Here is a 20,795-nt window from a genome sequence, read left to right on the forward strand (position 1 = left end):
GCACTGTAACCGTGCCAGCGCTGATCGTCTCGTGATAGAAAAGGCCCGATTGCCATGCAGCGATCGGGCCTTCTTCGTTCAGGTAAAGATTAGATCGGCGCGCTTAGCTACCCATGACCAGGGTCCACCAGATCTTGCCATTGGATTCCTGGAACCAGGAGAAGCCCATGGTGCGCGCTTTGGCGTCCATGATGACCGCACGGGTGGCCGGTTGTTCCATCCAGGCTGTAAGCGTCTGCAACTCGGTCTCATATGTTTCCGAAATCGTCTCGCCGATCATTGTGCCGGTGAAACCAGTGCGGGCAACGCGGTCGAGCGGGGAAGAGCCGTCGGAGCCAAAATGCCACGGACGGTTCTGGACCGACATGTCGCGCGAATGGGTTGCGGCCGCAGCGGTCAGCTGGGGGTTCAGCTGGACAATCGGCTTGCCTGCCGCTTCGCGAAGGGCGTTGACCGAGTCGAGCATCCGCAGCTGTACTTTGTCGGCGTTACGGATCCGGTAAACGCTGCCGCCTGTGCTGCCATCAGGTGCAGGGGCACAGGCTGCGACAAGGGTCATCAGCCCGGCGATAAGGATCAGAAATACACGTGTCATACTACACCTTGCTTCGTTGACTGGGGCTGCAATAGCCCGGCTGTGACATAGGCGCAAACATGTCAGCGGTGAATTGACCGTCGCGGGATTGTTTGATTTGCGACTGAGGCATTCGCGCCATAAGATACGGCATAACGAATGCATATCTCCGCAGTTTGGAAAAGTCATGACCCGCAGCCCCTTCGAATCCTTCTCTAGACGGCAATTTCTCGCCGGTTCCGTTTCTGTCGGCGCATCGCTGGTTGGCGGCGGTCTTGCCAGCGACGTCTGGGCACAGGATGCCACGGACACGACCGCGGAGGGTTTTGACCCGCTGCGCCCGCCGCCGGAGCCCGAGGCGCCGGTTCAGCGTAACATCTCGGCGTTCCGGTCCAAGGACTGGCGGCCCTATTTCGACAATCTGCGCAATGGAGCCGTGCTGGTGGATATCGACAGCCGCGCCCTGCATTTCTGGTCGGAAGACCAGAGCACCTACAAGCTATATCCCTCGTCCGTGCCGCTCTCTGATGATCTGACGCGCCGCGGCCGGACCCAGATTATCCGCAAGGTCGATGGGCCTGGCTGGGCGCCGACTCCGAACATGCGCAAGCGCAACCCGGAGTGGCCTGCCTATATCCCGCCGGGGCCGGACAATCCGCTTGGAACCCATGCTTTGTATCTCAGCTGGAAGTATTACCGAATCCACGGCACGCATGACACGCGCAAGATCGGGCGCAGGTCTTCAAACGGCTGTATCGGCCTTTATAACGAGCATATTTCGCAGCTGTTTGCGCTAACGAAAGTGGGCACTCAAGTGTTGCTAATTTGACGACATCGGCCCATTCCAGAGGCCGAATCATGCAACAAGCAATTGCAATGTCGCGATTTTGCTGATTAGAAAAATATCACGAGGTAAGTCTTGGGCGCGTGGTTCGGGTGGACTGAACTGCGCATATTTTTGGAGGTTAACATGAAAAAACTCGTTATCGCTGCTGCTCTGACTGCTGCTGCTTCGACCGCTTCCGCGGGCAACCTGGCTGAGCCGATTGTTGAGCCGACGGTTATTGTTGAGCAGACCGAAAGCTCCTCCAGCGGCATCCTTCTGCCGCTGCTGCTGCTGGTTCTGGTTGGCGCAGCTGTTGCAAGCAACTAATTGCTTGTCTCAGAACGGTAAGAAAGGCGGTGGATTTTCCACCGCCTTTTTTCATGTCTCCCGACCTGACATGGGCCGGGGAATGCAATTTTGGTTCAGGGTGGCTCAACCGTCGTGAACTTCGGACAGAATGCTGTTCATCGATGCGAGAATCACCTCGATTCCCTCTGCATCAATCGTCAGCGGGGGGCGAATTTTCAGAATGTTGTCCTTTGGCCCTTCGCTACCGATCAGGATGCGATGATCGCGCATGCGGTTCTTCACATAGGCGCAGATATCCGTCGCTTCTGATCCGTCGTTGCGGATCAGTTCGACACCGATAAATAATCCCATGCCGCGCACATCCCCGATCGACTGATAACGGGATTGCAGTTCGCGCAGGCCTTCGATCAGTTCGGCCCCACGCACCCGCGCATTCTCCTGTAACCCTTCCTCATCGACGATATTCAGCACTTCGGTACCGATGCGGCACGACAGGGTGGAACCGCCAAAGGTCGAGAAGAACTCAGGCCCCTGTGCAAAGCTGTCCGCGATGGCGCGGGTTGTTACCAGCACACCCAGGGGATGGCCGTTGCCGATTGGTTTACCGAGTACCACGATATCGGGGCTGGCCCCTTGGTGTTCAAAGCCAAAGTAGTAGTCACCAAGGCGTCCTAGACCGGTTTGAACCTCATCGGCGATACAGATACCACCTGCGGCGCGGATCTTGTCATAGACGGCGGGCAGATAGCCCTTTGGCGGAATGATCTGACCGCCGACAGACGGGAAGGTCTCGGCAATGAAGCCAGCCACCCCATGACCGGTTGCACGCAGTTTTTCGATGGCCGGATCCACTAGGTCCGCGTATTTCTGCGCGCGGTCTGCGTCATCACGCCGATAAGATCCGCGATATTCATCGGCAACTTCGACCAACTGCACCCAGTCAGACGGGCCCACGCCACCCTTTGCATTGAACTTATAGGCGGAAACGTCAATCACGCCAGTGGTGTTGCCGTGATAGCCATGATCGGGCGTTACCATCCCCTTGGCACCTGTGTGCGCCCGTGCGAGGCGCAGGGCCAGCTCATTCGCTTCGGTGCCGGAATTGACGAAGAAGCAGACCTCCAGATGGTTGGGCATCTTTGACAGCACCTTTTCCGCAAAGGTGGTTTGTGCCGGGTGCAGATACCGGGTGTTGGAGTTCATGCGTTTCAACTGATCGGCAGCAACCGCCTGAACGCGGGGATGCGCGTGGCCTACATGCGGCACGTTGTTATAGGCATCGAGATAGGGGCGGCCCATTTCGTCAAACAGATGATGTTTCCACCCACGCAGCAGCATGACCGGATCGCTGTAGGTCAGGCTGAGATTGCTGCCGAAATGTGCTTTTCGATCCGCCAAAACCCGGCGCTTGTCAGTCGGTTCATATCCGGTTTTCTCCGCAGGCAGGTTCAGTAACGGTGCAGGGTTTGGGCAAAGTGCGTTCCACAGCAAGAGGTCGTCAGGATCCGCCACTCCGGGCCAGTCTGCCTCAATTCCCTTGGTCGATAGCGCCAGTTGGAAATGCACATGTGGAGCCCAGCCGCCGTTCTCAGTTGCATCGCCGAGCTGGCAGAACGGCGCGCCCTTGGCGACCGGGTCGCCAACCGAAAGCTGAGTACAGCAGTCAGGGTCAAGATGACCGTAGAGCGTATAAAATTCTTCTCCGGTGTCGGTATGGTGTTTCAGGATGACAACACCGCCGTAGTCCAGATGAGCATCGCGGTTCTCCACCGCCACGACCTCACCCTCCAGGGGGGCGTAGAGCGTCTGACCGGCGGGGGCAAAAACATCCACTGCGAGATGGACGGTACGCCGGTCGCTGGCTTTATACGCGCCTTTGCGGAAGGCTGGGGCAGTATAGATCAGCCGTGGTTCGTTGTAATATCCAAGCCACCAGTCGGCACCGTTTTCGCCGGAAAACTCTCGCCCGACTTCGGCAGCCTCGGCCAGCGGCATATCAAAAGGGTTCTGCGGCCAGGTTGATGTCTCGACCGAGAGAGACCCCATCGGCAGACCCGTCAAATCGCGTCCCATCAGAGGAGCGAACTCACCGGAATATTTCTCTAGATAGGCAATAACCCGGTCGGCACCATCGACCACCGAAAGGCCGCAGGTCGCTCTCAGCCGGGACGAAATCAGGGCCGGATGCTCACTTGGTTTCTCCAGAAAACGCCATGCAGGACCCTGCGATATGGTCACATAGGGGTCATCGGGATTGTCTTTGGCCACCAGTGTGGAATTGACGACGCTGACGGCCAGACGCATCCGCAGCAGAGGCCAGAGAAGATCTAGTTCGGTCTCGGTCAACGGATTGACGGCGTGGTAGCCTTCTATCAGCGCGGACAGGGCAGCCTGCGGTCGGGGATTATCCAGCACGATATACGCAGCTGCAATGGCCAGATCACAGATTCGCGGCGCAGCACACATGTCGCCAAGGTCGATCAGACCGCCGACATGGCGTGGTTGGCATAGCGTGCCAGTAATGAGAATGTTGTAGTCATTGGCGTCATTATGAATCGCCTGTTTTGGCAGGGAGCCAAGCACCGGCTTCAGCTCTATAAAATCGGCGCAGATCGCAGCAATCAGGCTCCGGCGTTTGCTGTCTGCGATGCAGTCGAGATCGCTTGCCACCCAGTCGGCAGACATCAGATCCCATTTGAAATTGCGTAGCAGCGCGGGATGGTCAAAGGTTTTGAGCGCGCGGGTGATGCTTCCAAGCGCGGCACCGATTTCCCTGATGAGAACGGATGATTTCGGCGCGCTTTTGGCATAGCAGCGGCCCGGCAGCTGAGTTTGCAGCCAGACCAGGCGCTCAACCCCGGTTTCGTCTGCAAGATCGAGGCAGAGCGCACCATCGGCGGTTGCCACGGCGCGTGGACATGGCAGATCCGGGTCAGTTTGATGGAGATGCGCCAGCGCAGCGATTTGCATCTCGACGAGATCAGGGGCGCAACCGGGGCGCATGACCTTTAAAATATAGCCCTGCCCATCCTCGGCGATTGCACGAAAGTTCAGGTCATATTCCCCGTCCAACCGTGCCAGGTCAGCGGTGATGCCCCAGTGATTATTCAGGGCATCGGCCCAATGCAATTCGGCCAGGTTCAATGCGGTCATGAGAGGTCCCTGTTCAAATATCCTCAGCCCCGTTGGCCGGGGCGTTTTGGCTATTTGGACCGGGGAGTGGCGATTAGTCCAGCCACCCTTTCAGATTGCGTTGGATAACGCCGGACAGCGCGTCAATGTGCTCGGCGTCATCGTTCAGGCAAGGGATATAGAGAAAATCTTCTCCGCCCGCGTGCTCAAAGCTTTCGCGAATTTCCTCGTTGATTTCCTCAAGCGTCTCAATGCAGTCTGCCGAGAAGGCGGGGGCGATCACCGCGATGTTTTTCTTGCCTTCTTTGGCGAGAGTGGCGACGTGATCCACGGTATAGGGCTTCAGCCATTCTTCGGGGCCAAACACCGACTGAAACGTGGTGGTGATTTCGGTATCGGTCCACCCCAGACGTTCTTTCAGGAGGCGCGTCGTTTTCTGGCACTGACAATGGTAGGGATCGCCCTGCATCAGATAGCGCTTGGGCATCCCGTGATAGGATACAACCAGAATTTCGGGTTTTTTCTCGGCGGTGGCATAAGCTTTCTCCACCGAACGCGCGAGGGCGTCGATATATGCCGGATCGTCAAAATAGGGTGCGACGGTGCGTGCGGCGGGCTGCCAGGTTTCTTCCATCAGGGCGCGGAAAAATTGGTCGTTGGCGGTGGCCGAGGTGGCCCCGGCATATTGCGGATAAAGCGGGACGAAGAGGATTTTCTGACAGCCGGCCTCAACCATTGCCCGCACTTTGGATTTGGTTGAGGGATTGCCGTAGCGCATACAGAAATCCACCATGACCTCTTTGCCATACCGCTCCTGCAGCGCTTCCGACATAGCGGCGGTCTGCTCCTTGGTGATGGTCATCAGGGGGCTTTCGCCCTTGTCATGGTTCCAGATGGACTTATACGCCGCTCCCGATGAAAACGGCCGTTTGGCCAAAATGATCAGTTGCAACAGCGGCTGCCATTTCCAGGCAGGATAGTCGATCACACGCTTGTCCGAGAGAAACTCGCTCAGATACCGGCGCATCGGCCAGTAGCTATAGTCATCGGGGGTGCCCAGATTGGCCAACAGTACGCCGACCTTCGCCGGGGCGATCTTGGGGTGGTCTGCCGGCGCATGAGCGGGGCAGGTGGCGGGGGCAGTGGCGTCCAGCATCTATCAGGGTCCTGTGCGGTAAACGGTCAGCGGATCGTTGGTCCGCCCTAGCTATATGAAGATACGGCGGAAATGACCAATTGGATCATTCCACCAGAGCCATAGGATAGACCTATGGCTGGTTCTGTCTACTTTGGCAGCGGTGTTTCCGGCACCTTCAGCGCATCCGCCAGTCGCGCCTTTGCCGATCCGGGGCGCAGCGGTTTTTGCTGGGTGTCGGACGGGGACCAGCCGGTCAGGCAAATCAGTTCAAAGGTTGCAGGCAAAAGACCGTCCTCCGTTGCGTAGGTGGACCGGTAGATATCCGCAGTGTCAGCGAACAATTTGCGCGTGGTTGCGGTCTTTTGCCTCTGTGTCATGGCATTGGTTTCGCCCATGCCGCGCAGTTCGTGCATCAGGTGCCACAGGTCGCGGTACTTTGCAGTCAGCGGCACAACATCCGCCACCGGAAGCGCAAATCCGGCCCGTTGCAACAGCGCACCCAGATCGCGCACTTCGCCCATCGGGGCCACGCGGGGCGACAGCCCGCCGGAAAGGCGGGTTTCGGCGGTGGCCAGGGCGCTGCGCAATTCATGCAGGGTCTGGCCGCCCAGCATCACGACCAGCAGCAAGCCGTCTTCGGTCAGGGCCCGGTGACATTGGATCAATTGTCCGACCGGATCATTGGCCCAGTGCAGTGACATGGCATGGACCACAAGATCATGGGCGCCAACCGCCAGATCCAATGTCTCGTCATCCGCGACATGTTTGGCATCGGGCAGACAGCTGTCCCAGCCTTGCGCAAAAGGCGCCACCAGCGCTGGGCGCGTAAAGCTCCTGTTAACCATGGAGAGCCGATCCTCAATCTCATCGCGTGCGATGTCGTGCAGGAACAGGGCTTCTGGGGTCAGGCGGCTGCGATGGGCGGCGAGTGCGCTGCGGTCAAAGAGCTGCGGGCGGGGCGTCGTGGCTTTGGTCATGAGGGCTATTTAGGATGTTGAAGGCGCGGATACAAACGGCTGTTTCGCTGATCTACCCGCCGCGCTGTCTGGCCTGCGGTGAGTGGGTCGACAGCGATTTCGGACTTTGTGGCCCCTGCTGGCGCGAGACACCGTTCATACATGGAACCTGTTGCCATGGATGTGGAGTCCCTTTGATTGGGGAGGAGGACGGATTTCGCCTCGAATGTGATGAGTGTATGGATCACCCACGGCCCTGGCAGGAAGGACGCGCCGCGCTGACCTATGAGGGCACGGCCCGGCGGCTGGTACTGGCCCTGAAACACGGGGATCGAACTGAAATCGCCCGGCCTGCAGGGCGCTGGTTGGGGCGGGCGGCTGCCAGTTTGCTTGTGGATGATCCCTTGGTGGCGCCAGTGCCGCTACACTGGTCGCGGTTTCTGCGCCGCCGCTATAATCAATCTGATCTGCTAGCCCGACAAATGTCCCGAGACGCTGGCTTGGACTACTGCCCGGACCTGTTGCGGCGCGTTCGCCGTACGCCTTCGCTTGAAGGGCAGGGCCGCTGCGAGCGCTACGCAACGTTGGCGCGGTCGATTTCGGCGCATCCGAAACATGCCGCACAGATTGACGGGCGTATCGTCCTGCTGGTCGATGATGTGATGACCAGTGGTGCCACGCTTGCGGCCTGTAGCGAGGCTTGCCTTGATGCAGGCGCAAGCGCGGTCCGTATCGCCGTGCTTGCAAGGGTCACGCAGTCGTGATCTGAACGCGCTGGGGCTGGCAATTCTATCATGGACTGCCCAAGTTCAGGGCCAAGCCACTGAATATTTTCAAACGGAGACCCGAATGAAACCGGTCGAAATCTACACTTCCCCGCTCTGCGGGTTTTGCCATGCCGCAAAACGCCTGCTGACCCAGAAAGGCGTAAGCTTCGACGAAATCGACGTCTTGGCTAATCCTGATCGCAAGGCCGAAATGATCGAGCGTGCCAATGGTGGGCGTACCGTTCCGCAGATTTTTGTCGGCGAGACCCATGTCGGTGGATGCGATGATCTTTATGCACTGGATCGGTCCGGCAAGCTGGATCCGCTGCTGGCAACCTGAGGCGCGGTGATTAAGATCGGTGACCATCGGAGGATATAACAGATGCGTGCGGCCTTGCTTCAACTGACGTCAAGCGACCAGCCAGCTGAGAATCTGGTGATGGCGCAGGAGATGATTGCCGAGGCCGCTGCCGCTGGCGCCGGTTTTGTACTGACACCAGAAGTGACAAACTGCCTTTCTGGAAGTCGCAGCCACCAGACGTCGGTCCTCCATCATGAAGGGGATGATCCGACGTTGGCGGCCCTGCGCAGAACTGCCGAGGAGCGCGGTCTCTGGCTGTCTCTCGGATCCCTCGCGTTGAAGACGACGGATGCCGATGGACGGTTTGCCAATCGCCAGTTTCTGATCGATCCAGCCGGTGAGATTGTTGCGCGCTATGACAAGATCCACATGTTCGATGTGGATGTCACGCCTGAAGAAACTTACCGCGAGTCGGATGGATACCGCCCGGGCCGTCAGGCTGTGGTTGCACAGACTCCATTTGCAGCCCTGGGAATGACCATCTGTTACGACGTACGCTTCCCCTATCTGCATCGGCGTCTGGCCAAAGCAGGGGCTCAGGTGCTGCTGGCGCCCGCAGCCTTTTCGCCTGTTACCGGTTCGGCCCATTGGCACGCATTGCTTCAGGCGCGTGCAATCGAGACGGGCTGCTATGTGCTTGCGGCTGCTCAGACGGGCACCCATCCGGCAACCAAGGGAAAGTCGCGACGCACCTATGGCCATTCTCTGGTGGTGTCACCCTGGGGGGAAATTCTGGCCGATGGCGGCGTTGAGCCAGGGGTCACCTACATTGATCTTGACCTTGAAAAAGTGGCACAAGCGCGTCGACAGGTTCCTTCCCTGTTTCATGACCGAGAATTCGACGGCCCCTGATGGACGATACCAATTCCCTTGCGGTTTCGCTGTTCAGCGAAATTCTGATGGCAGATCAGCTGGCGCGGACCCGGCTGGGACAAGTGCTGCCTAAGGGAATGGAACTGTCGCATTTCTCGGTATTGAACCATCTCGCACGTACCGGAGTTGAGCGGTCGCCCGCTCAGCTGGCCAAGGCGTTTCACGTGACCCGTGGGGCGATGACCAATACATTGAGCAAGCTGGAAGCGGCGGGCTACGTTCATATCCGCCCAGACTGGGATGATGCGCGACGCAAAATGGTCGCCATCAGCCCGGCGGGACGACAGGCGCGCGACGCCGCATTGGCCAGCATTGTTCCGATGATCCGCGAAGTGGTTGAGGAACTGGGGGGTGACCGGGTCAAATCCGCGCTGCCGATCCTGCGAGAGTTCCGCATTAAGCTGGGAAGTCGCGACTGATTGGCGACTACGGGCGCAGGGCCCCAATCCTGTAAAACGGAAAAGGACGTCTGCGAACAGACGTCCTTGGTGCCCCCCGTCAGGCTGGTCCGTGAGTGGTAGGCTTAACGACAGGGCGGCCCGGAACAAGGGCCTCTGTGCATTCACTCGGTGACAGGTCAGCAACATCTGACCCTATCTATGGTCTACCACGTAGAAGGTAGCGGCCCAACGACGCAGAAGGATGATTGCCTATCCTAAAGTATAGGGGCAGGGCTTTTGCCTCCGCGCTTAGCGAGGCTTTGTGCTGGCTGTCACGTAGTTTACGCTTAAATCACGGTCCGACAGCGACCAGCTCCAGAAGATCGGATTGAAAACAAAACCCTTCCGATCGACAGGCGTCAGCCCCGCCTTTGAGAGCAGCTCGAACAGCTCGTCTGGTGTAATGAACTTCGACCATTCATGTGTCCCGCGCGGCAGCCATCGCATGACAACCTCGGCGCCTAAAATGGCCATCGCGTAGCTTTTGGGATTGCGGTTGATGGTTGAACAGATTTGCAGACCACCGGGCCTGAGCAGCTGCTGCGTGGCAGTCAGATAGCTGAGCGGATCGGCAACATGTTCGACCACCTCCATGTTGAGAACCACGTCGAACTGCTCGCCCGCCTCTGCCAGCGCCTCGGCCGTGGTGTGGCGATAGTCGATGTCCAGACCGGATTGCTGGGCGTGAACCTGAGCAACTGGAATATTGCCCGCTGCGGCGTCGGCGCCGACGACATCGGCACCCAGACGGGCCATTGGTTCGCTGAGAAGCCCGCCACCGCAGCCGATGTCCAGAATACGCAGTCCGGAAAAGGGCGCCTGATCGGATAGGTTGCGATTAAATTCACCAGCGATTTGCCGGGTGATGTAGTCCAGCCGACAGGGGTTCAGCATGTGCAATGGTTTGAATTTTCCAGTGGGATCCCACCATTCGGCGGCCATGGCCTCAAATTTTGCGATCTCGGACGGGTCTACCGTGGATTGAGGCGCTTGCATTCCTGTCTCCGTGTGTTCTTTTATCATTCAGGACTAAGTTAGGTCAGTAATGGACAAATACCCGTATCAAAAGCGCGCAGTGCAGTATTTGTACCCGCCCATTGAACCCTTTGATCAGCGGATGGTCGATGTGGGGCAGGGCCACCATATCTATATGGAGCAGAGCGGTAATCCGGACGGTATCCCTGTGGTGGTCTGTCACGGAGGCCCGGGTGGCGGGAGCAGCCCGGCCATGCGGCGGTATTTCGACCCTGACCACTACCGGATTGTATTATTCGATCAGCGCGGTTGCGGACGGTCGCGGCCGCACGCCTCCTGCGCTGACAATACTACCTGGCATCTGGTCGCGGATATGGAAATCATCCGCCGACTTCTGGGGCTGTCGCGGTGGATGGTGTTCGGCGGGAGCTGGGGGGCAACTTTGTCGCTGATCTATGCCCAGACCCATCCCGAGCGGGTGCGCCATCTGATCCTGCGCGGCGTCTTCCTGATGACCAAGTCAGAGCTGGACTGGTTCTACGGTGGTGGTGCTGGCCGTTTCTGGCCGGAGACCTGGTCGCGTTTTGTCTCGATGATCCCCGATGGTGAGCGGGGCGATCTGATCGCCGCCTATAACAGACGGCTGTTTTCCGGCGATATGGCTGAGGAGATCCTGTTCGGCCGGGCTTGGTCGGCATGGGAGAACGCGTTGGCCTCGATCCATTCCAACGGCACATCGGGCGAAAGCCCGGGCGACTACGCGCGCGCCTTTGCACGACTGGAGAATCACTATTTCATCAATGGCGGGTTTCTCGACTACGATGGTCAGATCTTTGCCAATATGGGGCGCATATCGCATATTCCCGGCATCATCGTGCAGGGGCGGTATGATATGATTTGTCCGCCGACCTCCGCCTGGAGATTGAAAGAGCTGTGGCCAAATGCCGAGTTGAAGATGGTGCGCAATGCGGGCCATGCTCTGTCCGAACCGGGAATCAGCGCCGAGCTGGTGCGCGCAATGGACCAGATTGCAGAGGAGCAGGAGCCATGACACGGATCGACAGGCGTGCGCTGTTCACATCTGGCGCCGCGGCTGCCCTGCTGGCTGCAACCGGGGCCGCGCTGGCTGATACGCCGCGGCAGGGCGGGATCCTTCGTCTCGCGGTACCGCGAGACGGTGGGCTGATGGATCAGGTTGCTCGTGGGGCCGTGTTTGACACCTTGATGGAAATTGGCCCTGACGGCTCCTTGCGGCCTGAGCTGGCCAGTCGCTGGAGCAGCAGCCCCGATGCGCGGGTCTGGCAGTTCGATATTCGCGCTGATGTGACGTTTCACGATGGAACACCGGTGCGGGCGGCGGATGTGGCGGCAAGCCTGCTGGGCAGCGATATCGGCGATGGCGCTGCTCAAATCGACATACTCTCGCCCGGTAGCATCCAGATTGTGCTGGGCGCATCCAATCCGCATCTCCCTTATTTATTGGCCGATGGCCGGTTTGCGATTGCCGCCGGCGGGGAAACCTCAGGCGACCTCTCAGCGGCAAACGGGACCGGGTGCTACAGGGTGGAGCGCGCGCGCTCTGGGCGCGACTTCCGCGCGGCGCGGGTGCGGGGGCACTACAAATCCGGTCAGGCCGGTTGGGTCGATACGGTTGAGTTGATCGTGATTCCCGATGCCGCCGTGCGGGCTGAGGCGCTGCGGGATGGATATGTCGATGTCGCAGCCCTGCCAGCACCCGAAGGTCTCGTCTCGCGCGGCAGTTTTCACTACCATCCATCCGTTGATGACATGGCGCTGGCAGCCCGGCGGGATGTTGGTATGCCTCGGACGATAGGCACTCGGTCGGCTTTGGACGATGGTCGAATTGCGGAACGCTGGTGGCGCCTCTGATCTGCACGATTTGCAAGCCTGGGTCCGCACAGAACATGGGTCAGGGGAACTGCCTCTTGCAGTTTGGCCTGATCCGGCGTATATGCCTTTCGTAACAGCGGCGCGTCGGGTTTGACCCTCAGCTCCACCGGAAAGTTCAACGGGCCGCGCGCCCGTTTTTTTGTGCCCGAATCACAGATCTGGAATTCGTATGACCAATGACCTGATAGCCAAGGCAGCCATCGACCGTCGGCTTGCCGAGATCATCACCCCGGTGATTGAAGATCTCGGTTTTGAGCTGGTGCGTATTCGGCTGATGTCTGGCAAGACGACCACCCTGCAGATCATGGCCGACAAGCCTGAAGGCGGCATCGAGGTGGATGGCTGCGCTGAGATCTCCAACGCGGTCAGTGCGACGCTGGACGTGGAGGATCCGATCCTTGACAGCTACGCGCTTGAGGTCTCCAGCCCCGGTATCGACCGGCCGCTGACCCGTCTCAAAGACTTCGATATGTTCGAGGGCTATGAGGCCAAGATCGAGACCAGCGAGCTGATCGACGGCCGCCGCCGTTTCAAGGGCGAGCTGGCCGGTGTTGAGGATGACGAGGTTCTGATCAATATCGAAGAACATGGCGAGACTGTTACCATCGGCTTGAAATTCGACTGGTTGAGCGATGCCAAACTGGTTCTTACCGATGATCTGATCAAAGAAATGCTGCGTCAGCGCAAGGCTGCCGGCACCCTGAAAGAAGACGCATTCGACGAAATCGAGGCCGATGGGTCCGAAGAGGAGAAAAAGTAATGGCTATCACATCAGCAAACCAGTTGGAGCTTCTGCAGACCGCAGAAGCCGTGGCGCGCGAAAAGATGATCGACCCCGGTTTGGTTGTCGATGCGATGGAAGAGAGCCTGGCGCGGGCCGCCAAGAGCCGCTACGGCAGTGAGATGGACATTCGTGTGTCCATTGACCGCAAGACTGGCCGTGCGACCTTTACCCGCGTGCGGACCGTGGTCGAAGATGACGCGCTGGAAAACTACCAGGCGGAAATGACTGTTGAACAGGCCAAGCAGTATATGGCCGATCCTTCGGTTGGCGATGTCTTCGTCGAGGAAGTGCCCCCTGTCGAGATGGGCCGGATCGCTGCCCAGTCCGCCAAGCAGGTGATCCTGCAGAAGGTGCGCGAAGCTGAGCGAGATCGTCAGTACGAAGAGTTCAAGGATCGTGCCGGCACCATCATCAACGGCCTGGTCAAACGTGAAGAATACGGCAACGTCATCGTTGACGTGGGTGCGGGTGAGGCGATCCTGCGCCGGAACGAGAAAATCGGCCGCGAGAGCTACCGCCCGAATGACCGGATTCGCTGCTATATCAAGGATGTGCGCCGCGAGCCGCGTGGCCCTCAAATCTTCCTGTCGCGGACCGCGCCGGAGTTCATGGCTGAGCTGTTCAAGATGGAAGTGCCTGAAATCTATGATGGCGTTATTGAGATCAAGGCGGTTGCCCGTGATCCGGGTTCGCGCGCAAAGATTGCTGTGATCAGCTATGATGGCTCCATCGATCCGGTTGGCGCCTGTGTCGGTATGCGCGGTTCGCGCGTTCAGGCCGTGGTCAACGAACTGCAGGGTGAAAAGATCGACATCATCCCGTGGAACGAAGATCAGCCGACCTTCCTCGTGAACGCGCTGCAGCCTGCGGAAGTGTCTAAGGTTGTTCTGGACGAAGAAGCGGGCAAGATCGAGGTTGTGGTCCCCGAAGAGCAGCTGTCGCTGGCAATCGGCCGTCGTGGTCAGAACGTGCGTCTGGCATCGCAGCTGACCGCGCTTGATATCGACATCATGACCGAGGAAGAGGAATCGGCCCGCCGCCAGAAGGAATTCGAGGCGCGTACCAAGCTGTTCATGGAAACCCTGGATCTGGACGAATTCTTTGCTCAGCTGCTGGTCTCCGAAGGCTTTACCAACCTCGAAGAAGTTGCCTATGTCGAGCTGGATGAGCTGCTGGTTATTGACGGTGTCGACGAGGGCACCGCTCAGGAGCTTCAGGCGCGTGCGGCTGACTACCTGGAAGCGCAGGCGAAAGCGGCGATTGATGCAGCCCGCGCATTGGGTGCCGAGGACAGCCTGATTGACTTTGATGGTCTGACGCCCCAAATGATTGAGGCACTGGCCAAGGATGGCATCAAGACGCTTGAAGATTTTGCTACCTGCGCTGACTGGGAGCTGGCCGGCGGTTGGACCACCAACAAGGGTGAGCGCGTCAAGGATGACGGCATTCTGGAACCATTTGATGTGTCGCTGGAAGATGCTCAGACTCTTGTCATGACCGCCCGCGTTCTGCTGGGTTGGGTGGATCCCACCGAACTGGAAGCGGATGCTGAAGACGATGCCGACATCGAAGACGGCGAAGCAGAAGAGGGCGAGGCCTGAACTCAGGCCTCGCAGCGAGGATAGCAATGACACGCGGTGGCAGTGACAAAGACCGGTCCGACGGACCGGAGCGAAAATGTCTGGCAACAGGCGAGATCCAGCCCAAAGAAGGGCTGATCCGCTTTGTTGTTGGCCCCGAAGGTCAGGTTGTTCCTGATGTGATGGGAAAGCTGCCGGGGCGCGGGGTCTATGTGACCTCGACCGAGGCAGCGCTCCAAACTGCGGTAAAGAAGAAACTCTTTGCCCGCGGTTTCAAGGCGCCGGTGACGGTGCCTGACGGGCTGGTGGATGAAATCAAAGGTCAGGTGCTGCGGCGCCTGATCGAGCTGATCAGCCTGGCGCGCAAGTCGGGTGATGCGGTCTCTGGCTATGAGAAGGTCAAAGACTGGCTGGCCAAGGAACACGCCCGCGTATTGATCCAGGCTTCGGATGGATCAGGACGGGGCAAATCAAAATTGAGCACGCCGCACCGTGGGAAATTCATCGGATGCCTCACTGCGGATGAGCTGGGCATGGCCTTTGGGCGCCAAACTGTGATACATGCGGCGCTGGCCTCTGGTGGACTCGGCAAACGTGTTGTAGAGGAAGCGCAACGACTACAAGGTTTGCGCGAAACGGTGGGCGGCAAGGGCCGCACGGAAGGATAAAGAGCTTTATGAGCGATAGTGACGGCAAAAAGACGTTGGGTCTTCGTGGTGGGTCCCGGCCCGGGAATGTGAAACAGAGCTTCAGCCACGGTCGGACCAAGAATGTCGTGGTGGAAACCAAGCGCAAACGCGTTGTGGTCCCCAAGCCGACCGCGGCCAAGGGGGGCTCAGGTGCGACGCCGTCCGGTGACGCATCGCGGCGTCCGGCTGGCATCAGCGATGCAGAGATGGCGCGCCGCCTGAAGGCGTTGCAGGCCGCCAAGGCCCGCGAAGTAGAAGAAGCGCAGCAGCGCGAAGCCGAGGAAAAGGCCCGTGCCGAAGAGCGTGAGCGCCGCCGGGCTGAACAGGAAGCCAAGGAACGTGAACAGCGCGAAGCTGAAGAGCGTGCCCGCCAGAAGGCTGAAGAAGAAGAGCGCAAGCGTGTCGAAGCTGAGGCTGCTGCGCAGCGTGCGGCTACTGATGCCGAAAAGAAAAAGTCGGAACCGGCTGCGGCCCGTCCCGAGCCGGGCCCATCTTCGCAGCCTCGTAAGGGGGATCGCGAACGTGATGACCGGCAGAACCGCAATGCCAAAGGCCGCAACGAAGGCGGTGGCCGTCGCTCCGGTAAGCTGACACTTGGTCAGGCGACCGGTGGTGAAGGTGGTCGTCAGCGCTCCATGGCGTCGATGAAGCGTAAGCAAGAGCGCGCACGCCAGAAGGCCATGGGCTCGGTCGAGCGTGAAAAGGTTATTCGTGACGTCCAGCTGCCCGAGGCGATTGTCGTCTCGGAGCTGGCAAACCGGATGGCCGAGCGCGTCGGCGAGGTTGTCAAATCGCTGATGAACATGGGCATGATGGTCACTCAGAACCAGACCATCGACGCGGATACCGCCGAGCTGATCATCGAAGAATTCGGCCACAACGTGGTGCGTGTTTCTGATTCGGATGTTGAAGACGTCATCAAAGAGGTCAAGGACAAGGAAGATGACCTTCAGCCGCGTCCTCCTGTGATCACCATCATGGGTCACGTTGACCACGGTAAGACGTCTCTGCTGGATGCGATCCGCGACGCGCGGGTTGTTGCAGGCGAGGCGGGTGGCATTACCCAGCACATCGGTGCCTATCAGGTGAAAACCGAAGGCGGGGCTGTGTTGAGCTTCCTCGACACGCCGGGCCACGCGGCCTTTACCTCTATGCGTTCGCGCGGTGCGCAGGTCACGGATATCGTGGTCCTTGTTGTGGCTGCAGATGACGCTGTGATGCCGCAGACCGTCGAAGCAATCAACCACGCCAAGGCGGCGGGTGTTCCCATGATCGTGGCGATCAACAAGATCGACAAGCCGGCCGCAGACCCGATGAAAGTCCGCACCGATCTGCTGCAGCATGAAGTTGTCGTGGAAGCGATGTCTGGTGAAGTACAGGATGTGGAAGTCTCTGCCGTAACTGGTCAGGGTCTGGACGAGCTGCTGGAAGCCATTGCGCTGCAGGCGGAAATCCTCGAACTGAAGGCCAATCCGGATCGCGCGGCTCAAGGTGCCGTGATCGAGGCACAGCTGGACGTGGGTCGCGGACCTGTGGCCACGGTGCTGGTTCAGAATGGCACCCTGCGTCAGGGTGATATCTTTGTTGTCGGTGAGCAGTACGGTAAGGTCCGTGCGCTGATCAATGACAAGGGTGAGCGGGTTCAGGAAGCTGGCCCCTCGGTTCCGGTCGAAGTGCTGGGTCTCAATGGTACACCTGAAGCAGGCGACGTTCTGAACGTCACCGAAACCGAAGCGCAGGCCCGCGAGATCGCCGAGTACCGCGCCCAGGCCGCCAAGGACAAGCGCGCAGCGGCCGGTGCCGCGACCACGCTGGAACAGCTGATGCAGAAGGCCAAGGAGGATGAAAATGTCTCCGAGCTGCCGATCCTGGTTAAAGCTGACGTGCAAGGCTCTGCCGAAGCCATCGTTCAGGCGATGGAGAAGATCGGCAACGACGAAGTGCGTGTTCGCGTGCTGCACTCCGGCGTTGGCGCCATCACCGAGAGCGATATCGGTCTGGCAGAGGCCTCTGGTGCTCCTGTCATGGGCTTCAACGTGCGTGCCAACACATCGGCACGGAACTCGGCCAACCAGAAGGGCGTCGAGATCCGCTACTACTCGGTCATCTATGACCTCGTCGACGATGTGAAGGCGGCGGCGTCCGGCCTGCTGTCAGCTGAGATCCGCGAGAACTTCATCGGCTATGCAGAGATCAAGGATGTCTTCAAGGTATCCAACGTTGGCAAGGTTGCGGGCTGTCTCGTGACCGAAGGTGTGGCGCGCCGCTCCGCTGGCGTCCGCCTGCTGCGTGACAACGTTGTGATCCACGAAGGTACGCTGAAAACTCTCAAACGCTTCAAGGATGAAGTGGCAGAGGTTCAGTCCGGTCAGGAATGCGGCATGGCGTTTGAGAATTACGATGATGTCCGCAAGGGTGATGTGATCGAGATCTTCGAACGTGAAGAAGTGACCCGCACACTCGACTGATCCACGATCATAGCATGAATAAAAAAACCCCGGCCAAACCAGGTCGGGGTTTTTTCGTGGCTGGTTCAGGGAGGAGAAACCAGTCTGCTAAGGAGAGTGTGGGGGATCAGGCGGCGCGGCCGACCGGTTCACCTTCGTAGGTTTTGCTACCGACGCGCACCGAAATCTTGCCATCGGGCAAGCTGCGCACAAATGTGCCTTGGATGAAGATAAATGCACCCTGCTTAATCGTTCTGATCATGATCGCTACCGCCTCTTGCCGTCAGAAATACCGACATTACGCTGCCTGTTGGCTCTCAGGGTTAACGAAAAAAGTTAATGATTGATTGATGCACGTGAAGGATACCGCCGCAGGACGCGGCGGCGGCTAAGCCGTTCTGTGTGGGAAACCGGGCAGGCCGGAACTAGAGCCAGTCCCGCAGGATCGGGATCAGCGGCACATCGGCCGCCGGCATGGGGTAATCACGCAGGTTCTGCGCGCGGACCCATTTCAGTGTCTGCCCTTCTTTCGCCTGCGGGATACCCTCCCATTTACGACAGGCAAATAGCGGCATCAGCAGGTGAAAATCTTCATAGTTGTGGCTTGCAAAGGTCAGCGGTGCCAGACAGGACGCCCAGGTGTTGATGCCGAGCTCCTCTTCCAGTTCGCGGATCAGCGCCGCCTCGGGCGTTTCACCGGGCTCGACCTTGCCGCCGGGAAATTCCCACAGACCCGCCATCGACTTGCCCTCGGGGCGCTGAGCAAGCAGCACGCGCCCCTCGATATCAATCAGTGCAACCGCAGATACCAGTACGGTCTTCATGACCGGTAGTCCGCGTTGATGGTGATATATTGGTGCGTAAGGTCACAGGTCCAAACAGTGCTCTGCCCCTCTGCCAATCCCAGATCAACCTTGATGACGATCTCCGACTTCTTCATTTCGGCGGCGCCGGCTGCTTCGCGATAGTTTGGCGACACCCAGCCTTTTTCGGCGACCAGTACATCGCCAAAGGAGATGGACAGCTTGTCCCGGTCGGCGGCTGCCCCGGATTTGCCGATTGCCATCACGACGCGGCCCCAGTTCGGATCCTCCCCGGCAATGGCCGTTTTGACCAGCGGCGAATTGGCAATCGACAGGCCATGAACCTTGGCGTCGTGGTCATTCATCGCGCCGGTCACCTGGATCTCGACGAATTTGGTCGCGCCCTCACCATCGCGCACCACTTGATGCGACAGGTCCAGCATGACTGATTCCAGCGCCTCGGCGAATTCAGCATGTCCGGTTACATCAACGCCAGAGGCGCCAGTGGCACAGAGCATCAGACTGTCCGAGGTCGATGTGTCGCTGTCCACCGTGATGCAGTTGAAGGTCCGGTCACAGGTTTGCGACAGAAGCTCCTGCAACGCCGTCTGCGGCATCTTCGCATCTGTGAAGATATAGACAAGCATGGTCGCCATGTCGGGGGCGATCATACCTGACCCCTTGGCAATCCCCGCGATAGAGACGGTTTTTCCGTCGATCTCGATTTTCGCACTGGCCCCTTTGGCAAAGGTGTCCGTTGTCATGATCGCGCCGGCAGCAGCTTCGATGGCGGTGGCGTCCAACCCATCCTTCAGCGCCGCGATCTGGGCGACGATGCGGTCGTGCGGTAGTGGTTCGCCGATGACTCCGGTTGATGCGGTGAACACCCGTGCGGCCGGAACTCCCGTGCATTCTGCTACACTGCGGGTGATCTCGGCAACCGAGGTTTGACCATAGTGCCCGGTAAAGGCGTTAGAATTGCCGGAGTTCACGAGGATCGCCGCGCCATGCGCGGTGTCGTTTTCTGCCGAAGCGAGTTTTGCCTGACAGTCCAGAACGGGGGCGGAGCGGGTCGCGGAGCGGGTAAAGACGCCGGCGACGGCCGTTCCGGGTGTCATCACCGCGAGCATAACGTCCGTACGATCCTTGTATCTCACGCCGGCGGCTGCCGATGCGAATCTAACACCGGTGATTTCCGGCAGCTCGGGGAAATGGTCTGGTGCAAGCGGAGAGCGGGGCAGTGCCATTTTCAGTTCCTAACCAGGTCAAGGTTTTTCAGGATTGCGGGGTCTAGATCTTCGATTTCAGGGCGTTCAATCGTTGCCGAGGTGGTCAGGGAGAGTACGCGCTCTTCTACCGCGTCCTGGCGCATCTGCGCTGCAAGCTCTTCGCGGACCTCGTCAAAGGTAGGCGCAGCAGAGGTGCGCCGTTCGTTGAGCTTGATCACATGCCAGCCGAACTGGGTTTGAACCGGTTCGGAGACGTCACCGGTACGCATCGCGAGGACGGCTTCTTCAAATTCCGGGACCATGCGCCCCTTGCCAAACCAGCCGAGCTCCCCACCGTTCGGGCCGGAGGGACCGGTCGACCGTTCGCGCGCTAGAGTGGCAAAATCAGCACCAGCCTCCAGCTCGGCGCGAATTTCGGCTGCATCCTCCTTGGTCTCGACCAGAATATGCGAGGCGTTGAATTCATCACCGCCGGTTCCGTCGGTGTATTTCTCGTCGTAGGCGGCGCGAAGGTCCTGTTCGGAGGCGGCACCCTCCATCACCTTTTCGATGACATCAGCGGCCAGCAGCGAACGGGCTTCGTTCTCGAGGGAGAGTTCGACGTATTTCGGAACCTCGCCATTCAGTTCCTGTTTCAGGCTGGTTTGCTGAATCAGCTGGTCCAGAATTGCGTCATAGAGAACATCATCCGGCAGCTGCTGATACTGCTGCGGCAGCGTCGCGCGGGCGATGATCATGTGACCAATCGTGATCTCTTCGCCATTCACCTTTGCAACCACTGTATTGGCATGTGGTTCGGCCACAGCGGGTATGGGCAGTGTCAAGGCGGCCGTCAGGGCCAGCCCCGACAAATAAGTGAGACCTTTGCGCATTGAATTCTTCCTATTCTCTGGCCACGGCTGGGCGTAGCGTTGACACCGTATTTGCGGGACCTTACATCGCCATGAGGCCTTTGACAGGACCGCTGTTCCATCATTGTTTATGAGTTGCAAGCGGGGCGG

21 protein-coding genes are annotated in these 20,795 nt (G+C 59.1%); 12 read left to right on the forward strand and 9 right to left on the reverse strand.

Going from position 1 to position 20,795, the window contains the following annotated elements; translation table 11 throughout:
- Window positions 1-103: 103 nt before the first annotated feature.
- Window positions 104-595: a CAP domain-containing protein gene (locus VWZ81_RS11005; protein ID WP_416542714.1), complete on the reverse strand. Its 492-nt coding sequence runs from the start codon at window positions 593-595 to the stop codon at window positions 104-106.
- Window positions 596-761: 166 nt separating this feature from the next.
- Here VWZ81_RS11005 and VWZ81_RS11010 point away from each other — a divergent pair, with 166 nt between their 5' ends.
- Both VWZ81_RS11010 and VWZ81_RS11015 read left to right on the forward strand, forming a co-directional pair.
- Window positions 762-1,403: a L,D-transpeptidase gene (locus tag VWZ81_RS11010; protein ID WP_340547149.1), complete on the forward strand. Its 642-nt coding sequence runs from the start codon at window positions 762-764 to the stop codon at window positions 1,401-1,403.
- A gap of 141 nt (window positions 1,404-1,544) precedes the next feature.
- The gene (locus VWZ81_RS11015) at window positions 1,545-1,727 is read left to right on the forward strand and encodes a hypothetical protein (RefSeq protein ID WP_416542715.1); all 183 of its coding nucleotides are present in this window, start codon (window positions 1,545-1,547) and stop codon (window positions 1,725-1,727) included.
- 105 nt (window positions 1,728-1,832) lie between these two features.
- Here the strand turns inward: VWZ81_RS11015 and VWZ81_RS11020 are convergent, their stop codons facing one another.
- The 3 genes from VWZ81_RS11020 to VWZ81_RS11030 all read right to left on the reverse strand — a co-directional run bounded on the left by VWZ81_RS11020 (window position 1,833) and on the right by VWZ81_RS11030 (window position 6,956).
- A complete protein-coding gene (locus VWZ81_RS11020; protein ID WP_416542716.1) occupies window positions 1,833-4,862 on the reverse strand; it encodes an aminotransferase class III-fold pyridoxal phosphate-dependent enzyme in 3,030 nt (1,009 codons plus the stop codon).
- A gap of 73 nt (window positions 4,863-4,935) precedes the next feature.
- Window positions 4,936-5,997, reverse strand: coding sequence for a ferrochelatase (gene hemH / locus VWZ81_RS11025; RefSeq protein ID WP_416534325.1), 1,062 nt, complete (start codon window positions 5,995-5,997; stop codon window positions 4,936-4,938).
- A 128-nt stretch (window positions 5,998-6,125) separates the two neighbouring features.
- Window positions 6,126-6,956: a methyltransferase domain-containing protein gene (locus VWZ81_RS11030; protein WP_340547153.1), complete on the reverse strand. Its 831-nt coding sequence runs from the start codon at window positions 6,954-6,956 to the stop codon at window positions 6,126-6,128.
- Between the two features lie 14 nt (window positions 6,957-6,970).
- On the opposite strand from VWZ81_RS11030, the gene VWZ81_RS11035 reads away from it, so the two are divergent.
- From VWZ81_RS11035 to VWZ81_RS11050, 4 genes are all read left to right on the forward strand, one after another.
- Entirely contained in the window at window positions 6,971-7,699 is a 729-nt protein-coding gene (locus VWZ81_RS11035; protein ID WP_416542717.1) for a double zinc ribbon domain-containing protein, read from the forward strand.
- 85 nt (window positions 7,700-7,784) lie between these two features.
- Window positions 7,785-8,042: a glutaredoxin 3 gene (grxC, locus tag VWZ81_RS11040; RefSeq protein WP_340547155.1), complete on the forward strand. Its 258-nt coding sequence runs from the start codon at window positions 7,785-7,787 to the stop codon at window positions 8,040-8,042.
- A 42-nt stretch (window positions 8,043-8,084) separates the two neighbouring features.
- Window positions 8,085-8,915: a carbon-nitrogen hydrolase family protein gene (locus VWZ81_RS11045; RefSeq protein ID WP_416542718.1), complete on the forward strand. Its 831-nt coding sequence runs from the start codon at window positions 8,085-8,087 to the stop codon at window positions 8,913-8,915.
- A complete protein-coding gene (locus tag VWZ81_RS11050) occupies window positions 8,915-9,355 on the forward strand; it encodes a MarR family winged helix-turn-helix transcriptional regulator (protein ID WP_340547157.1) in 441 nt (146 codons plus the stop codon). Before VWZ81_RS11045 ends, VWZ81_RS11050 begins: the two co-directional genes overlap by 1 nt.
- A 270-nt stretch (window positions 9,356-9,625) precedes the next feature.
- Here the strand turns inward: VWZ81_RS11050 and ubiG are convergent, their stop codons facing one another.
- Window positions 9,626-10,372 carry a bifunctional 2-polyprenyl-6-hydroxyphenol methylase/3-demethylubiquinol 3-O-methyltransferase UbiG gene (ubiG, locus tag VWZ81_RS11055; protein WP_416542719.1) on the reverse strand — a complete coding sequence of 249 codons (747 nt, stop codon included), beginning with the start codon at window positions 10,370-10,372 and terminating at the stop codon, window positions 9,626-9,628.
- 49 nt (window positions 10,373-10,421) lie between these two features.
- Between ubiG and pip the strand changes: the two genes are divergently transcribed.
- The 6 genes from pip to infB all read left to right on the forward strand — a co-directional run bounded on the left by pip (window position 10,422) and on the right by infB (window position 17,783).
- On the forward strand, window positions 10,422-11,402 hold the full coding sequence (gene pip, locus VWZ81_RS11060; RefSeq protein WP_340547159.1) for a prolyl aminopeptidase: 981 nt from the start codon (window positions 10,422-10,424) through the stop codon (window positions 11,400-11,402).
- Window positions 11,399-12,241, forward strand: coding sequence for an ABC transporter substrate-binding protein (locus VWZ81_RS11065; protein WP_416542720.1), 843 nt, complete (start codon window positions 11,399-11,401; stop codon window positions 12,239-12,241). Before pip ends, VWZ81_RS11065 begins: the two co-directional genes overlap by 4 nt.
- Window positions 12,242-12,431: 190 nt before the next feature.
- Window positions 12,432-13,022 carry a ribosome maturation factor RimP gene (gene rimP, locus VWZ81_RS11070; RefSeq protein ID WP_416542721.1) on the forward strand — a complete coding sequence of 197 codons (591 nt, stop codon included), beginning with the start codon at window positions 12,432-12,434 and terminating at the stop codon, window positions 13,020-13,022.
- Window positions 13,022-14,647 (forward strand): transcription termination factor NusA, encoded by a 1,626-nt coding sequence (gene nusA, locus VWZ81_RS11075; RefSeq protein WP_340547162.1) that lies wholly within the window; start codon window positions 13,022-13,024, stop codon window positions 14,645-14,647. Before rimP ends, nusA begins: the two co-directional genes overlap by 1 nt.
- 26 nt (window positions 14,648-14,673) lie before the next feature.
- On the forward strand, window positions 14,674-15,294 hold the full coding sequence (locus VWZ81_RS11080; protein ID WP_340547163.1) for an RNA-binding protein: 621 nt from the start codon (window positions 14,674-14,676) through the stop codon (window positions 15,292-15,294).
- An 8-nt stretch (window positions 15,295-15,302) separates the two neighbouring features.
- On the forward strand, window positions 15,303-17,783 hold the full coding sequence (gene infB / locus VWZ81_RS11085; RefSeq protein ID WP_416534319.1) for a translation initiation factor IF-2: 2,481 nt from the start codon (window positions 15,303-15,305) through the stop codon (window positions 17,781-17,783).
- Between the two features lie 106 nt (window positions 17,784-17,889).
- Here infB and VWZ81_RS11090 read toward each other — a convergent pair whose 3' ends face one another.
- The 4 genes from VWZ81_RS11090 to VWZ81_RS11105 all read right to left on the reverse strand — a co-directional run bounded on the left by VWZ81_RS11090 (window position 17,890) and on the right by VWZ81_RS11105 (window position 20,666).
- Entirely contained in the window at window positions 17,890-18,024 is a 135-nt protein-coding gene (locus VWZ81_RS11090; RefSeq protein WP_340547165.1) for a hypothetical protein, read from the reverse strand.
- A gap of 163 nt (window positions 18,025-18,187) precedes the next feature.
- The gene (gene mutT, locus VWZ81_RS11095; protein ID WP_416542722.1) at window positions 18,188-18,586 is read right to left on the reverse strand and encodes an 8-oxo-dGTP diphosphatase MutT; all 399 of its coding nucleotides are present in this window, start codon (window positions 18,584-18,586) and stop codon (window positions 18,188-18,190) included.
- Window positions 18,583-19,812 carry a bifunctional glutamate N-acetyltransferase/amino-acid acetyltransferase ArgJ gene (gene argJ / locus VWZ81_RS11100; protein WP_416542723.1) on the reverse strand — a complete coding sequence of 410 codons (1,230 nt, stop codon included), beginning with the start codon at window positions 19,810-19,812 and terminating at the stop codon, window positions 18,583-18,585. The genes mutT and argJ overlap by 4 nt, the downstream gene beginning before the upstream one ends.
- 2 nt (window positions 19,813-19,814) lie before the next feature.
- Window positions 19,815-20,666: a peptidylprolyl isomerase gene (locus VWZ81_RS11105; protein WP_416537728.1), complete on the reverse strand. Its 852-nt coding sequence runs from the start codon at window positions 20,664-20,666 to the stop codon at window positions 19,815-19,817.
- Between the last annotated feature and the right edge of the window lie 129 nt (window positions 20,667-20,795).

This window comes from Phaeobacter sp. JH20_34, from assembly GCF_048056095.1.
GTDB lineage: Bacteria > Pseudomonadota > Alphaproteobacteria > Rhodobacterales > Rhodobacteraceae > Phaeobacter > Phaeobacter bryozoorum.

Excerpts from the sequence above, each read along its gene's own strand:
- VWZ81_RS11005 (WP_416542714.1), bottom strand. The coding sequence starts at position 595 with ATGACACGTGTATTTCTGATCCTTATCGCCGGGCTGATGACCCTTGTC.
- VWZ81_RS11010 (WP_340547149.1), top strand. The coding sequence starts at position 762 with ATGACCCGCAGCCCCTTCGAATCCTTCTCTAGACGGCAATTTCTCGCC.
- VWZ81_RS11015 (WP_416542715.1), top strand. The coding sequence starts at position 1,545 with ATGAAAAAACTCGTTATCGCTGCTGCTCTGACTGCTGCTGCTTCGACC.
- VWZ81_RS11020 (WP_416542716.1), bottom strand. The coding sequence starts at position 4,862 with ATGACCGCATTGAACCTGGCCGAATTGCATTGGGCCGATGCCCTGAAT.
- hemH (WP_416534325.1), bottom strand. The coding sequence starts at position 5,997 with ATGCTGGACGCCACTGCCCCCGCCACCTGCCCCGCTCATGCGCCGGCA.
- VWZ81_RS11030 (WP_340547153.1), bottom strand. The coding sequence starts at position 6,956 with ATGACCAAAGCCACGACGCCCCGCCCGCAGCTCTTTGACCGCAGCGCA.
- VWZ81_RS11035 (WP_416542717.1), top strand. The coding sequence starts at position 6,971 with ATGTTGAAGGCGCGGATACAAACGGCTGTTTCGCTGATCTACCCGCCG.
- grxC (WP_340547155.1), top strand. The coding sequence starts at position 7,785 with ATGAAACCGGTCGAAATCTACACTTCCCCGCTCTGCGGGTTTTGCCAT.
- VWZ81_RS11045 (WP_416542718.1), top strand. The coding sequence starts at position 8,085 with ATGCGTGCGGCCTTGCTTCAACTGACGTCAAGCGACCAGCCAGCTGAG.
- VWZ81_RS11050 (WP_340547157.1), top strand. The coding sequence starts at position 8,915 with ATGGACGATACCAATTCCCTTGCGGTTTCGCTGTTCAGCGAAATTCTG.
- ubiG (WP_416542719.1), bottom strand. The coding sequence starts at position 10,372 with ATGCAAGCGCCTCAATCCACGGTAGACCCGTCCGAGATCGCAAAATTT.
- pip (WP_340547159.1), top strand. The coding sequence starts at position 10,422 with ATGGACAAATACCCGTATCAAAAGCGCGCAGTGCAGTATTTGTACCCG.
- VWZ81_RS11065 (WP_416542720.1), top strand. The coding sequence starts at position 11,399 with ATGACACGGATCGACAGGCGTGCGCTGTTCACATCTGGCGCCGCGGCT.
- rimP (WP_416542721.1), top strand. The coding sequence starts at position 12,432 with ATGACCAATGACCTGATAGCCAAGGCAGCCATCGACCGTCGGCTTGCC.
- nusA (WP_340547162.1), top strand. The coding sequence starts at position 13,022 with ATGGCTATCACATCAGCAAACCAGTTGGAGCTTCTGCAGACCGCAGAA.
- VWZ81_RS11080 (WP_340547163.1), top strand. The coding sequence starts at position 14,674 with ATGACACGCGGTGGCAGTGACAAAGACCGGTCCGACGGACCGGAGCGA.
- infB (WP_416534319.1), top strand. The coding sequence starts at position 15,303 with ATGAGCGATAGTGACGGCAAAAAGACGTTGGGTCTTCGTGGTGGGTCC.
- VWZ81_RS11090 (WP_340547165.1), bottom strand. The coding sequence starts at position 18,024 with ATGATCAGAACGATTAAGCAGGGTGCATTTATCTTCATCCAAGGCACA.
- mutT (WP_416542722.1), bottom strand. The coding sequence starts at position 18,586 with ATGAAGACCGTACTGGTATCTGCGGTTGCACTGATTGATATCGAGGGG.
- argJ (WP_416542723.1), bottom strand. The coding sequence starts at position 19,812 with ATGGCACTGCCCCGCTCTCCGCTTGCACCAGACCATTTCCCCGAGCTG.
- VWZ81_RS11105 (WP_416537728.1), bottom strand. The coding sequence starts at position 20,666 with ATGCGCAAAGGTCTCACTTATTTGTCGGGGCTGGCCCTGACGGCCGCC.